17 protein-coding genes and 1 pseudogene are annotated in these 13942 nt (G+C 39.9%); 15 read left to right on the forward strand and 3 right to left on the reverse strand.

Annotated elements, in window-relative coordinates; translation table 11 throughout:
* Nucleotides 1–188 (reverse strand): transposase (locus tag L5L98_RS19565; protein WP_263142986.1); only part of this gene is annotated, 188 nt, incomplete at its 3' end.
* 1715 nt (nt 189–1903) lie between these two features.
* Here L5L98_RS19565 and L5L98_RS19570 point away from each other — a divergent pair.
* The 3 genes and pseudogenes from L5L98_RS19570 (at nt 1904) to L5L98_RS19580 (ending at nt 3548) form a co-directional block, all read left to right on the forward strand.
* The gene (locus tag L5L98_RS19570; RefSeq protein ID WP_263142987.1) at nt 1904–2620 is read left to right on the forward strand and encodes a hypothetical protein; all 717 of its coding nucleotides are present in this window, start codon (nt 1904–1906) and stop codon (nt 2618–2620) included.
* Nucleotides 2621–2744: 124 nt separating this feature from the next.
* Nucleotides 2745–3062: pseudogene (locus L5L98_RS19575) on the forward strand (integrase core domain-containing protein); the annotation flags it as partial.
* A 60-nt stretch (nt 3063–3122) separates the two neighbouring features.
* Nucleotides 3123–3548 (forward strand): nuclear transport factor 2 family protein, encoded by a 426-nt coding sequence (locus L5L98_RS19580; RefSeq protein WP_263142988.1) that lies wholly within the window; start codon nt 3123–3125, stop codon nt 3546–3548.
* A 317-nt stretch (nt 3549–3865) separates the two neighbouring features.
* On the opposite strand, the gene L5L98_RS19585 is transcribed toward L5L98_RS19580, so the two are convergent.
* A complete protein-coding gene (locus L5L98_RS19585) occupies nt 3866–4495 on the reverse strand; it encodes a recombinase family protein (RefSeq protein WP_263142990.1) in 630 nt (209 codons plus the stop codon).
* Between the two features lie 563 nt (nt 4496–5058).
* Here L5L98_RS19585 and L5L98_RS19590 point away from each other — a divergent pair.
* From L5L98_RS19590 to L5L98_RS19610, 5 genes are all read left to right on the forward strand, one after another.
* Nucleotides 5059–6378: a hypothetical protein gene (locus L5L98_RS19590; RefSeq protein ID WP_263142995.1), complete on the forward strand. Its 1320-nt coding sequence runs from the start codon at nt 5059–5061 to the stop codon at nt 6376–6378.
* 12 nt (nt 6379–6390) lie between these two features.
* Nucleotides 6391–6711 (forward strand): hypothetical protein, encoded by a 321-nt coding sequence (locus L5L98_RS19595; RefSeq protein WP_259508566.1) that lies wholly within the window; start codon nt 6391–6393, stop codon nt 6709–6711.
* Between the two features lies 1 nt (nt 6712).
* Nucleotides 6713–6985 (forward strand): hypothetical protein, encoded by a 273-nt coding sequence (locus L5L98_RS19600; RefSeq protein WP_259508568.1) that lies wholly within the window; start codon nt 6713–6715, stop codon nt 6983–6985.
* A 1403-nt stretch (nt 6986–8388) separates the two neighbouring features.
* A complete protein-coding gene (locus L5L98_RS19605) occupies nt 8389–8823 on the forward strand; it encodes a S24 family peptidase (RefSeq protein ID WP_006087353.1) in 435 nt (144 codons plus the stop codon).
* A complete protein-coding gene (locus L5L98_RS19610) occupies nt 8811–10067 on the forward strand; it encodes a Y-family DNA polymerase (protein WP_006087354.1) in 1257 nt (418 codons plus the stop codon). The genes L5L98_RS19605 and L5L98_RS19610 overlap by 13 nt, the downstream gene beginning before the upstream one ends.
* A 123-nt stretch (nt 10068–10190) precedes the next feature.
* Here the strand turns inward: L5L98_RS19610 and L5L98_RS19615 are convergent, their stop codons facing one another.
* On the reverse strand, nt 10191–10514 hold the full coding sequence (locus L5L98_RS19615; protein ID WP_259516234.1) for a hypothetical protein: 324 nt from the start codon (nt 10512–10514) through the stop codon (nt 10191–10193).
* Nucleotides 10515–10707: 193 nt separating this feature from the next.
* On the opposite strand from L5L98_RS19615, the gene L5L98_RS19620 reads away from it, so the two are divergent.
* The 7 genes from L5L98_RS19620 to L5L98_RS19650 all read left to right on the forward strand — a co-directional run bounded on the left by L5L98_RS19620 (nt 10708) and on the right by L5L98_RS19650 (nt 13868).
* The gene (locus L5L98_RS19620; protein WP_006087356.1) at nt 10708–11373 is read left to right on the forward strand and encodes a tyrosine-type recombinase/integrase; all 666 of its coding nucleotides are present in this window, start codon (nt 10708–10710) and stop codon (nt 11371–11373) included.
* A gap of 58 nt (nt 11374–11431) precedes the next feature.
* A complete protein-coding gene (locus L5L98_RS19625) occupies nt 11432–11608 on the forward strand; it encodes a hypothetical protein (RefSeq protein WP_193377977.1) in 177 nt (58 codons plus the stop codon).
* A 14-nt stretch (nt 11609–11622) separates the two neighbouring features.
* A complete protein-coding gene (locus L5L98_RS19630) occupies nt 11623–11913 on the forward strand; it encodes a hypothetical protein (RefSeq protein WP_220774006.1) in 291 nt (96 codons plus the stop codon).
* 13 nt (nt 11914–11926) lie between these two features.
* Entirely contained in the window at nt 11927–12106 is a 180-nt protein-coding gene (locus tag L5L98_RS19635) for a hypothetical protein (protein ID WP_220774007.1), read from the forward strand.
* 24 nt (nt 12107–12130) lie between these two features.
* Nucleotides 12131–12475, forward strand: a complete 345-nt coding sequence (locus L5L98_RS19640; RefSeq protein ID WP_220774008.1) for a hypothetical protein — start codon at nt 12131–12133, stop codon at nt 12473–12475.
* A gap of 413 nt (nt 12476–12888) precedes the next feature.
* Nucleotides 12889–13620: an endonuclease gene (locus tag L5L98_RS19645; protein ID WP_220774009.1), complete on the forward strand. Its 732-nt coding sequence runs from the start codon at nt 12889–12891 to the stop codon at nt 13618–13620.
* A gap of 14 nt (nt 13621–13634) precedes the next feature.
* Nucleotides 13635–13868, forward strand: coding sequence for a hypothetical protein (locus tag L5L98_RS19650; RefSeq protein ID WP_012197936.1), 234 nt, complete (start codon nt 13635–13637; stop codon nt 13866–13868).
* Nucleotides 13869–13942: the final 74 nt, after the last annotated feature.

Below are 13942 nucleotides of genomic sequence, written 5' to 3' on the forward strand. Positions count from 1 at the left end.
CCTGTAAGGCTCGCAGTGGTAATGGCTAAGTCGCTAAACACACGAGGACGACCTTGCTTGGGTTGCTCGACCTTGGCTTTCCACTTAGCGATTGCCTCCTCATCAATCCAGAAGGTAAGTGAACCGCGGTTGATTAAGGCTTGGTTGTATTGCTTCCAGTGGGTTGTTTTATAGCGAGGTTTTGACACGGTTGATGGGTAAGTTGATAGGCGATGCCGCTCAGATCTGCGGCTACGGTTTTAGTTCAACTTATTTTGTTCTAATCTACTGGGAGAATTAAACCTATAGTGCAAAAGAATGATTTTTTTGATCGCTACTATTTTAATGGGAAAGTATTAAAATATTAAAATGAGTTGATAAATTTTCATGTTTCGAACGATACTGATATTTGTTAAATGATTTAAATTGTTGTGGATATTTTAAATCTATTAAACGTAGCAATAAATACATGAAAAATAACCTCAAAGGTAGTAGCCTTAGATTATATAAAAATAGCTTACTACTGATGAAGAATTTGATGATTTATTTAAAATAAATAACTTGAAAGAGTATTAGAAATTCTGAGGATGATTATTTCTGCGATAGCAAGTAAAAATGAAGTGCTGATACTAAAATAAACGATAGAGACATTCGGTAAATTGAGGGATGACTCTGGTCAAATGCAGTTGTGAGATTTTAATGCAAATAGTGATAAATGAGGTAACTTTCAGCTTGCGCAAGTCAATATAGCAGTCGATTGTCACCATTGTAATGAGCTTTACATTTTTGTACTCTAAAGTCATGAAAGAAAATTAATTATTATGGATAACATGGGGTTAATTATTATTAGTTACCAGTTGAAATTAAAATAAATGTATTTAAGATCTGATGCGTACTCCACTATCTGAAAGACAATGTCTGACATCTTAGTTATAAAGCTAAATCATATAGTTTCGGTTTTTATATCTAAAACCTTTTAAAGTGTATAGATAAGTAGTCTAGGAAAACGTAGCAAAATTTTTTAATTTTAAGATGGCAAGATGGCAAGATGGCAAGATGGATTTTTATTTTAAACAGCGATATTGAACCGGCCTGGATACCTGAATATATAATTACTTAAAATAAATTTCGCTCAGCCATTGACGCTAGATATTATATCAAGATATTAATCACATTATTTGATAAAGTGTTGTCGGAATTTAATGCTGAAAATGTAACTAGCTATTTTATATTATCTAAGTTTTATGTAGATAAAAATATGCAAAATTAATGGCGATTAATGGTTTGATTTTTATGGCTCGATGGTGGAGGTGAAGATAATACCATAAATAATGGAAGGTTACGATGGTTGGATTTATCATGAAAAATATTAACTGGCAGTTAAATTGCTTTACTAAAGATAGATGATATTATCTTGTTTAATTATTATTTTGTTTAATTATTATCTGAAAAATGTGCCAGCTATTATTTAGCTTATTAATAAAGAACAAGGTTAATTTAGTATCGCTACTATCCGATTATGAATAACCTAGAATAACCGTGAAATTGTAATCGATGTTGTATTTTGCACTCTGTTGAACTTACTGATAACTTTTCTGTAATAAATAAATTGTTTGATAAATGTTGAATTGAAATATGGGATTCTGTAATGAATTGAATTATTTTTTACTCTAAATGTGTGATAGTGTTAATGGAGCTTTCTAGCCAGCTAGTAGCTTAATTCGCTAGTATCGCACTTCTGGATTTAATTATGGACTTTGGTTAATGTAGCCATTTAAACTTTTTTTAATCAAAATATTTTATTTATATATAGTTTTGCAAACTAAAATTATTAATTAAAAGACTCATTAAAAGCTGCAAAATCAATAAATAGATATTATTTTAAATAATTAAGCGTGTTAATTAAAGTTAATTTGGATTGAATATGAATACTGTTAATTTTTCAACTCTTTACGCCATTCCAAACCATCCTTTAGCTCAAGATGTTCAGGATAGTTTGCTTTATGCCCAATTGCGCACTAGAGAATATATGAAAACTTATGTACTACAGGAAGGACAAAGTTACTTGGATGTTTGGTATACTATTTTATGCAATGTTTTGTCAGCATATCCCGGGTATGTTGTTTGTAATGATGATGCAGGGTGGAGAAATATGAACTTCTTTCATAATGATACTTTAAATGAAATAAGAAATATTTATGGTGGTGAAAGAGTAATTGATGTATTAAAACAAAATTGTCGTGATGCCGAATGTTGTATGCCAGGGATTGCTGATGCCGATAGAGGTTTTATGGATGGTTATATAACCCAACTTTCAAGATCATTAATGAAAGCCGGCAATGGAAGTAAAGCTATGTCAATATGGGATGGGAATACTCGGAATGGAAATTATGTAAACTGTATGAATTCTGGAGTTAATATGTCAGGAGGGGGGGGGGGATTATCATTATTTATAAGTGTAGTGGCCTTTAATAAGATAAATTGTAACAGTCATTACCTATGGGAGGGTATCGGTAATGATATATTTAGAGTCGCAATGCATTGTACTTTTTCGCCAAGTGATTATGATAATGTCCGTGATAAAGTTAAGGCGTATCTCAAAGACTCCGCTAAAAAATATGTTGCCAATCTTGATGTCTAGAGTTTGGTTGATGCGGGGTGATTTTTAATCTGTAGGTTATGAATGACGATGAAACAAGGGTTTTAAGCATCATACTGGGCGCTCAGGAAGCACTCTGTAGTTATTTGTGCAAAGCCATTCCACAGGCTCGCAATATACCAGTAAGCAATTCGGTAGGCTGCTATCGAGCTATGGTATCCGAGCCAGCATGGATGATGTGGGTGCGAGTTGGGATAATGCCGTTGTTGAGCGTTTCTTTGGTAGCTTGAAACACGATTGGATTTTTAAAGTTAATCAACCAACAAGGGCGTTTATGAAGCAAGATGTGGCGGCTTACATGAAATATTACAACTTGGAGCGATCTCATTCTGTTAATGACAATCTGTCACCTGTAGAGTTTGAAAATTCTCAAGTAAAAGTGTCCAGTTTGGACCAGTACACCCTACTACAAAAATTACATTGACTTAACATTGGAAATTAAGTTATTAAATTAAATATCTTATTTTAATCTAGGGAAGTGGAAGTGGAAGTTAATAATTCTATTTTAGATTCCGTACCTCAGACAGTCCTTGACTATGTGAATGGTTGGGTGCAACGGAATGCAGATTTGATCGTCTCCTCCATGGCTGACGAAGCTACATATATCGACAAACCGCATCCGGTAATTCTAAAGTCGGGCATGAAGGACCATCTTGAGAAAGTGGCTTGGGTCAATTTCCCTGATATGACATTCGACACGATGAAGCTTTTCGGCTGTTCCAGTACTAATAACTACGCTTGGGAATGGGCACTCCATGCGTCGAAGTGTGGCGTGATAGTTTGGCAAGCATCCGACAGAAGTATCTACTGTGAGGGGGTGGACATTTTGACTCTCAATTCAGAAGGGAAGATCGTGCAGTCTGTTTGCCATATCGATAGAAAAGCTCTTTGGGATTCAGTGGTGAGCTGAGTTAATAACTTGGTGGGTTGTTCTGTAGCGGAGATAATTAAACTGCTAGAATCACCACTTGTCACAGATAATTTGGTAATCTATTGGCAACTATCTAGAACCATGGTGAATAACGCCTAGATAGCCAGCCCCCATAGGGGGGGGCGAGCCATTTATGTCCGATAGGATTAGACCAGAACAATAATTCAACATTCATATTTTGAGTCTGCCACTACAAACTTTACCCCAGACTGATTGACGCTGGTCAAAAACAGACCCATTTCGCCCCGTTTCTTCCTTTCAGCGGAGCTTTTTTTGCGCTAGGATGAATCAAATCTCTAGAGAACTGATTCATCGTTTTTTAGCTCATTTAACTTAGCCGCTTTGGCAATGGTAGAACGACTACATTTAAGCAGACTCTGCACTTGTGACCAGCTTTTCCCTTCATCTAGTAGTAACCGAATATTTTGCCTTAATCCATGGTCAGGCTGACGTCCAAGGTATTTGCCTAAGGTTTTTGCCTTTTCGATGCCTTGCGCTTGTCGCTTTCTTCTTGTCTCATAATCATCTCTGGCCATTGCAGCGGCTAAATCAATCATGAACTCCGTGAGCACTTTTGCGATCATGGTATGTTCTTCTGTGCCATTTAAGATCCCATGTGTCATTGGTTGGTCAACAACAACAATATGAATATTGGCCTTTACCAACTTACTCTTTAACACCTTCCATTGCTCAAAGGGGAGGCGAGACAATCTATCGACTTTTTCTATGAGTAAAACATCGCCAGGATGAGAGTCCATGATCAAGCGCCCAAGTTCAGGCCGTTCAATTTTAGCCCCTGATTGTGTCTCGGTATAAAAACTGGCTATGCGAACATTTTTACTTTCTGAAAATTGAACCAACTCATTTCTGGCTCGATTGGCATCTTGTTCATCTGTTGATGCGCGCAGGTAGGCCCGAATAAACATTTTGCCTCATTTGGTGTTTTTAGGATGTGGTTTACGATGCTAGTGCGAGTAGGGTTTTAAATCAAGATATAGCGAACCAATTGGCAATGGGATGTAGCTAGTTTGCTTGGGGTATACCCTAAGTGAATCGATTTTATTACCATATTGGACCAATGCAGACTTAGTTAAGGGTGGCGTATTAAGTTTGCATGATTTGGTTTGGTAAGTGTTAGAGCGATCATCCTAAGCAATTTCTGCCCCATTGTTAGTAAGCAACATTCTAGAATGCGTAGTCCGGTGAGATCATTTTGAACAAATTTAAATGATGCAGGAATGTGTCTATCGTCATTGTGGCAATTTATTAGCCCTACGCTAAGACACCAGCATTTTCCAAAAATTTGACTTGATTAAGTTACAGGCTATCTCTAAAGTTGATTTTGTAAGCAGTAAATTCTGTCAGCTCCTTGAGCAGATAGTTAATTTCTTACAATTCACCGCACAGCCTCCTTGAGATTGTGTTAAATATTATGACTCGTGTGAAAGTCTTTCTAAGCGTTCATGCAGTTAATATTGGAAATATGATCATGACAACATTGTTAGATAAAATGGGACAGCTCGTAGCTGTTCATATCCACACATCAAATGACACATCTTTTAAAAAGAAGCCCGTACGCTTAGTTCAGCTTCAATTCCCTATACTCGAACCTGTTGCTCAACTATTATCACATGTTAGTTGCTACTCTAACGACTTCAAGATTTGTCTTGAAGATGTGAATGATGATGTTGCCGCACAACATGAATTTACCCAGAACATTATTCAGCTTAATAAAGTAATGTGGCATCTCGGCGAAGACAGCTTTTTACACTATGTTGCGGCTGAATCCAGTTTATTCATTGATAACATAGAATCCAACATTCGCAGCGCTGACGGTACATTACGTGGTATCCACGAGATAAAGCAAATTTTCTCAGAAGCGGTAGTCAAACATTTGCGTACCAACGGTATTGAGTCAAAATGCAATATTGGTTATGGCTCTATTTACGTTGACGATAAGATTGTAATCAATTCGGGTATTACTCAGTCTACGGTATTGTCGAATGGCATCATGAATTTTACTGAGTTCAAAATTGATCCTTCTGCTCAATATAACTACTCGGAGCAATACCATAAGGCTCCACAAGGTTTTTATGAGCCCGGTTCGTGGACTAATATCAGAGGAGACGAGCTCCTAGTAATCACATATAAAATGGCGGCGTATTCGGCGTTGTCCAGTTTCTTGTCTCGCACGGCATTTTTGTTAAATAAAGACATTGCCTCTGACAGTTTTCTGTCAGCTGCAATATCCAACGCGCAAGCACAGTATTCTAGGTTGGCTGAAGCATATTCAGAATTAGTCAGCCCAAAGGCATTTGATACAGCAGTACTGCTTAATAATGAGTCAGTAAGAAAAAGTGAAACATATCAGGAGCTTGAGCTGTTGGGGCTTGGGGGGAACTCAATTAAGGAATTTGTGGAAAACGAAGCAGCCTATTTCATACTCGAAGATTTATCAAAATCTATAGGCGCTGATAGAGTGTCGGTTTTTAACCCGAAACACGCTGACGAAAAAAATGATAAGTGTGGCTACTTTGATGAGTTTTATACCGGGCATGTTTCCCTTCCTTCAAAAAAAACTCGCCAAGGTATGTTAGCACTAAAGCAGGCCTTAGATCAGCCTACATCACTGGCGTCTTTTCTAATTGATAAGAACCATTTGAAGCTAAATGTGATTGCCTCTTACTCAGGATATGACCAACACCTAGATGAGCCGATAAAACCATACCAATGCGTACAGGTTTGCTTAGGGGGTAGACCTCCATTAGTGAAGTCTGGTGATATCATCAGTTTTTACTTTTATCTTTAAGGGGGATGATTTATGTTGGCTTCCTCCAAACACGCTTTATTGCGTGAACAGCAATATACCATTTTACCGCTTATGGCACTTATTACTGACGAGTATGCTGTTGAATGGCAGATCTGTTCTCAAAAGCTGATTCAGATTCTAAATAAGTGTGATGCAAACCTAATTGAGCTTGATGTAAATCACTTGATTAGAGTGTTAAAGCGTAACGTTGAAGACTTAAAGCGCATTGAAAAGAAAACTTCAGCCCAGAACACAAACATGCAGGTTCTGACCTTGGATGGTTTGTTGATAACTGAAGTTAATCCCAATCGTGTAAAACGTTGGGAGCGCTAATATGCCTGAACTAACGCAAGCAGAAATTAAAAACATGATGAATGATTGGGTGGCTCAAAAAATTGCAGAGTATCGCCAACAAGGAAAAAGGTTATCCCGCAGTATGCTGGCAAAACAATTGAACGTCACAGAATCCTGCTTCAGTCAATATTTGAATAAGAATCATCCCAAAGCGGCACCGTGGGAATTTCAAATAAAACTAGCAGAAATGATGCATCAAAGCGTTCGAAAACTACATCCTGAGATGATTGACTTGAGTCTATATTGCTCATAATAGTTAAACGAAAAGTAAATTACTCCTTTCCATGATAATAGTAGCCAAAACCCGTCTTCGCGGGTTTTGGGCTACATTTGGTATTATGAATAGATTCTAATTCGATTTCATTGCTAACTCGGAAATATATCTGCAGGTACTGAGTGAAGAGCGTCATAGTTTAGTAATGAATGCTTGGGGATAGCCCCTGCTAAGCAGAGGCTGATTTCAGTGAATAATGTTGATCTGGATAGATAAGCGGATCACTATTCTACTTAATAAAAAATGTGCTAGATAGATCATAGTTAATTTCTATATGTGATTAATCGGTAACTGCAGATTGCCATCACGACAGAGCTATAATCAAGAAGGGTGATTCTCATACTACCAAAATCAAGTCGTTCTGATCGACAAGTTACGTCCGCTTACGGATTGCAGTAATGAATGCTGCCATTAAAGAAAAACCCGCCACTAGGGCGGGGAAAATATTCTATTTTCGGTTGGTGTCATCTTTACGTGTGTTACCAATATTTATATCGCCGATAGTGATTTTCACACCACCGGCGGCAATAAGGGCAAGCACAATAATTACCAATTCAACAGACATTGATATTTTGCTCCAAAAAGGGAGCCGTGGATTCATCTGCTTCTGGTCAACATATGAAAAAAGATGCATCAAACTAGGAGATCTGACACATCAACACGACTTAAGGTTTATGAGCTTGTTTTTAGACCAGATGCTGGGTACCACCCCAGAAAACAAGAGCCATAAAGGGCAGAACATAGTCCCACCCTAATGATTTATACTGTCCATAAATCATTAGGGTGCCTTTAGTGTGTCTGACAGGATCAACTATTAGACTGTCGAAAGTATATGAGTATTTGATAGAGTTGAATATAACTTTATGTTTTTTGGATACAAAAAAACCGCTAAATGCGGTTTAGTTGTCGCCTAGTAAGGCGTATAGCTTTCAGAAAGCTTGCTGGTAACAAGGTTTCTCACATGCTGATGTGTCAGATCTCCTTTGAATACTATATGACAACACCGTCAACAATGCAATGATATCCCACTGTTACATTAAACTGTTGGATCTCATTGCTTGCTATTCAAAAGTTGTCGCCCCCTTTGGGGGGGGCTGGCTATCCTAGAGCTGTTCACCGTGGATCTAGATAGTTACTAATAGATTACCAAATTATCTGTGACAAGTGGTGATTCCAGCAGTTTTTATCTATTCCCAATCAAGTGTTACCTTTTCAAGAGCAAAGCCACTCGCCACCGAACCCTGATTTTTTGTGGATAACACCGCAAAGAACGCGGTAATTACCCACCGAAAAAAGTCAGGAACCGGCAGCAGGATCGAAATTTTAGATTTTTATTTTTTTACTGCTATCATTACTGATTATTTATACAGTGGTTTTGGCTTGTGAAATTGATTACATGCAATGCAAGTGCAGGGATTAGCGGCTTCCCTTCACCTGCTGCAGATTACCTCGAATTGCCGCTTAGCCTCGATCAACTCCTTGTTGAACACCCTAGTTCTACGTGGTTCGGCCGCACAGCTGGGCGAAGCATGGAAGGTGTCGGTATATACGACGGCGACATTTTAATTATCGATAGAGCGGCACCACGCCGGAACATGTCTCTAGTGGTGGCGAGTTACAACGGGGAATTTACTGTTAAATTACTCGATATGAAACGTCGTTTGCTAGTGTCTATCGATCAACAGCAAAACATGACATACGTTGCAATCGATGAAGCCGACACTTTCAGTGTCGATGGTGTGGTCATTAAAAGTATTCGCATTCATGAGCATTCAACATTACTTGATCAGTATTTGAGTCAGCAATGTTCGGATTAATCGATGCCGACTCGTTTTATGTCAATTGCCAGTTGGTGTTTAGACCTGATCTGCGCGGAAAGCCGGCTATTGTACTCAGTAACAATGACGGCTGCTGTGTCGCTGCAAATAGAGCGGCCAAGGCGGTTGGTGTGAAAAAATTTGGTCCTTACTTTGAGCAGCAACATTTATGTCGGCGCCACCATGTGCAGGTATTTTCATCTAACTACGAGTTGTTTGCTGATTTGTCTTCAAAAATGATGCAAGTGATCGGGCGCTTTGCGCCCGAACAGTATGTTTATAGTATTGATGAGTCATTTGTATCTTTTCAAAAGTGCCAAGCTGCTATCCCTAATCTTTGGTTGCATTGTCGCGCCATTCGTCGTGCCGTTTGGCGTGAATGCCGCTTGCCTGTGTGCGTGGGTGTAGGGGAGACATTAACTTTGGCGAAGTTGGCCAACCATGCCGCGAAACAATTGGTCCAATATCAGGGCGTTTGCGTGATCGATAACGATGCACTGAGGATTGAAATTTTAAAGTTGATGCCAGTTGATGAAGTTTGGGGAATAGGCCGCAAACTGACTGCCAAACTAGGATTACTTGGTATTAACACCGCGTTTGATTTGGCCCAGCTGGCGCCGAAAATGGCGCGACAACTTTTTTCGATTGAAGTCGAACGAACAGTGCGCGAACTCAACGGCCAGATCTGTAAAACATGGGACGAAACAAAAGCGGACAAGCAGCAAATTTTTTCAACTCGAAGTCTTGGCGAACGCATAACTACCCGTGACCATTTACAACAAGCGTTAGCAAAACATGCCGCCATTGCGGCGGCTAAGGCGCGTGAACAAGGTTCGTTATGTAAAACGATGGTCGTGTTTGCCGCAAACTCGCCGCATGATCCACAGCCTGTTTATTTTAAAAAAGTTGTTCAGTTTGTCTGTGCTACTGATGACAGCCGCGAACTGTGCGCTGCTGTTAGCAGGGAGCTTTCAAACCTTTATCGCCCAGGTGTGCGCTATTATCGCGTTGGTGTTGGCTTGCTTGAGCTTTGCAGGAAAACTTTACAGCAATATGACTTATTTAATACCCCAAAGAGTGATCCTAAGCTTATGCAGGTGTTCGATGAAATCAACCAGCGCTATGGTCGTGATGCGTTGTTTATTGCGGCACAAGGTAGCGATCAGCATTGGGTTATGCGCCGTGAATTTCTATCGCCGCAGTACACTACTCGCTGGTCCGATATACCGACGGTTAAAGCGTAACAGGATTCCGTGACGTTCTGGCCATCGGCTAACCGCCACGGAAACGACTTGTGTTGAGTAAGCACCAAACCGCGATAGTTTTCAGGTATATGGGTAAGGAGATTTCTTTGCATCCTTTGACCATTATTGTTTAGTCGACTTGGCCTTATGGTCAAGATCAACTGTGTAGCCCATATTCTCCAACCCTTTCATAAACATGTTACGAACTTGAGAATTAGAATTTACGGCTAAAATAATATATTTATAGCTATCAGTGCCAGCGGCTAGATACCGATCTACAACTACTCTTGCAGGATTCCAAGGATCAGTTTTATTATGATTATCAATCAACTCTGATGATGCTGACTGGATTTTAGCCGAAAGGGTTTTACAATCAATTTCTAGTTGTCCAAACTCATGTTTGGAACCACTCAAAATCACACGAAAAAATTCATCTGTAATGGTCATTTGTAACTTCCAATTTTCCTGAAGGGCTTATTCCCTTATTGTTTATATTGGGGTTATCAATCTTAAATCCAATGGTTTTCCAATAAGTTAATTTGCTTTCCGTGAATGCCAGTTCTAATGCTGTGTTAAGCTAATTAGGCAGTGTAAAAATCGTATTGTCTGCATATCCCCATTTAAAAGGAAAATACAGACAATGAGCCGCGCAGACGCACTTACTCCCGCCCAAATTCATAGAGTCCTGAAAACTTGCCAACTCATGCAGCACAGCGAAGGAAAACGTTGTGCTGTAGCACTTTCTCACGCTGCCCTGCGCGTGACTGAGGTTGCATTACTCAAAACTGAACACATCCTTTTTGCCAACGGCAAAATCAAAGAGGAAATCCACCTGCCAGCCAGTATTTGCAAGCTGTTGAAGCCCAGAACGGTTTGGCTTACAAACAAAACATCGAGGGCGATCATTCAGGAATGGGTTGATCACCGCCTAGTTAAAAAATGGGGCGTATCAGGCCGTGCCGAGTTTCAAGGATTAATCCCTGAGTCGCGGTTTCTGTATACGGTTCGTGGCGCTCCTTATTCGCTCCAACCTAAGCCGCGAAAGCTTGACTCTGGCGTGGTGCGGGAATATTGGGCTTGCGACTCCTTAGAGCAGGCAATGCGCGAGATTTATAAGAAATGTGGCCTACCATCGGCCTCGTCACACTCTGGCCGTAAGTCGCTTTGTACTAACGCCGTAGTCAATGGCGTACCGATTGAGACTGTAGCGCGAATCCTCGGCCATGCCAGCCCTGAAACCACAATAGACTACGTTGTTATTCAACCGAAGCGGATTGAACAGATGTGTGGGATTGATTGGTTTTGAAAAAGAAATATACTAGACATATTTGACAGGTCTAACTTAAAAGGTGTACTAGGCATATATGACGGGTAAACCTATTACGGAATTTCAATTAATCGCCAACTCAAAGGGATGGACGTTTGAAGAAATTGCAAAACGCTGGGGCAAGTCAGAGCGGCAACTATCCAGAATCGCGGCGGCTGGTGAAGCTAGGGATATGGACGCAGTTAGAGGCTTGCCAAAGAAAAACAGTAAATAATCGGAAAATAATTTATGTCACGCCCATTACTTGATGACGCTGTATTAAAGTTGATTGACGCAAAACTCGTGCTTAATGGACACGTTACCAGCCAAGATATTTACCGTCATTTGGGGCTAGGTCGTCAAAAAGTGAGTAAAGTCTTTCAAGACTATTTGGCCACGAATCCAGACTCAATGATTTACGTGCCAGCTAAGAAAAAATACATCGCCACCGATTCTTTTAAGCCCTGTTTCCTTGGTGATGTCAAAGCAGGTGAATTTGTAGATGCTTTGAACACTGTTTTTGGAACATTTAATAAATAACGGAAAGTCAATTATGAGCGATAGAAAAGATTACATTACTTGTCCAAACTGTAAGAAAGTTTTTGAACTAATTGAAAAAAATGCTGATGGTATTGGTTGGGAGCGCGAAAAAATCATTTGCCCATATAAATGCGGTCACTCTTATAAACAAAGAACGCCAGGTTACTTTGAAGCAAATGTGCTGTCTGATTAACTCAACATCGTAAAGGAGTTTCAAATGGGAAAGGCAAAACCAGTCACAATAGCAGGCAAGTTTTATCAAACCAAAGGTGAAGCTTCTAACTACTTTAAAAGTCAAAAATTGAGTCCTGATGCAAATGGAAAAATAGACTCTGGTGAATTATTTAATGCACTCAAAGAACTCTTTGAACGTTACTGTGATAATGAAAAGGGATGGGATTTGAATGGTCGCCTAGTTGTTTCTTTTGTTGTTGAAAATGAGAAACGTTTTGTCGAACAGACTTGGATCACAACAGCTTGTTATAAAGTCCACTTGTCTAACGGTGAACTACGCCCATTCTCAATTGATAAAGCCCTTACATCCATTACCAAAAACACATAGAACGGAAAATAAAGCATGAAATTAAACGTAGATTTGTCTGATCTTCATAAAGTTGCGGCCAAAATGCACGATGCTGTTTATTGCTCTCATTGTGAAAAATGCGGTGATAACAAGCATTATTTTGAAGGGGACAAAGTGCCTGATTCATGTCTTAAATGTGGGGAGCATAAAGGCTTCTCAGTCATTAGTGTTAACTGAGCGGAAAATCATTTTTGTGTGATGAAAAAACAGAGGTTTGTCATTTACTTAACTAAATAGCCTCATTAGCTGTCGTCGATAATGATCGCTTAAACAAGTCATATCTTTGGCCGCCTAAGTTTCTGGATAAAGTAGAATATTTGGCAGTATCGCATTATTAACACAGCTTTTAGATTAATCTAATGTAGTCAATCTCATTGAAAAGAGGTTTGTTTTTGAATCGTTTTTTAATTTCTATCATTGCGGTAATTCCCCTTTTTGCTGTTGCTTCCAATACGACGAATCAGTCGTTTAATCAGGCTAAAAAACAGCTGTTATCGGTCTATCAAGATCAGCGGGAAACCCTTTATTGCGGTGCTGCATTTGATGCAAAAGGGCTGGTAATCACTCCGCCAGGATTTACTACTAAATCGCATTTAGCGCGCGCTAAAAAAATCGAATGGGAACACGTTGTACCCGCCGAAAATTTTGGCAAAGCATTTACTGAGTGGCGTGATGGCCATGGGGAATGTGTCGATAGCAAAGGTCAGTCGTTCAAGGGCCGCAAGTGTGCCGAGAAGATGAATGTTGAGTATCGATACATGCAAGCGGATATGCACAATCTATTTCCGGCCATTGGCGCTGTGAACGCGCTGCGCAGTAATTACAATTTTGCCCTGTTACCAGCTGCTAAATCTGATTTTGGTGCCTGTGATATGCGTATTGAGGGCAGCAAAGCTCAGCCTCCCGAAGCCGCCAGAGGGCGCATTGCTCGGTCTTATCTGTATATGGACCAAAGTTATCCTAAATATTCGATGAGTAAGTCGCAGCGCCAGCTTATGAGTGCGTGGGATAAGCAATATCCGGTGAATGTCCAAGAGTGTCAGCGGGCTAAAAAAATTGCCGCCATTCAGCTCAATGATAATGAAATCGTCAAAAGTCGCTGTCAGCAAGCCAATATTTGGTAAATATACGAGAAGCCATGAATTATATTGATAATAACACCTTGTCAGAGTTGGATTTGGTTTGGTTGCGTAAGTTTAAAGCCAGTAAGAATCTCGATACGCTATTAATCCAAGTGACCGGCGCTGAACGAAAAATTGAGCAAGATCCTGCGCTCACTCAACGTGAGAAGTTTGATAATCTAACGTCGATTAATACGGCGTTTTGTCTTCGTGAAACGGAAGTAAAACAGCTCACCGGAGATTGGTCTTAAACTGGGCGTTCCCTTCGGTCGGGCTTTTCGCTTCGCTCCCCGCGATAACGTGATCCACTGATGGCAAGCAAGCT

The organism is Shewanella sp. SM23 (assembly GCF_025654295.1).
In the GTDB taxonomy this organism is placed as follows: Bacteria; Pseudomonadota; Gammaproteobacteria; order Enterobacterales; family Shewanellaceae; genus Shewanella; species Shewanella oncorhynchi.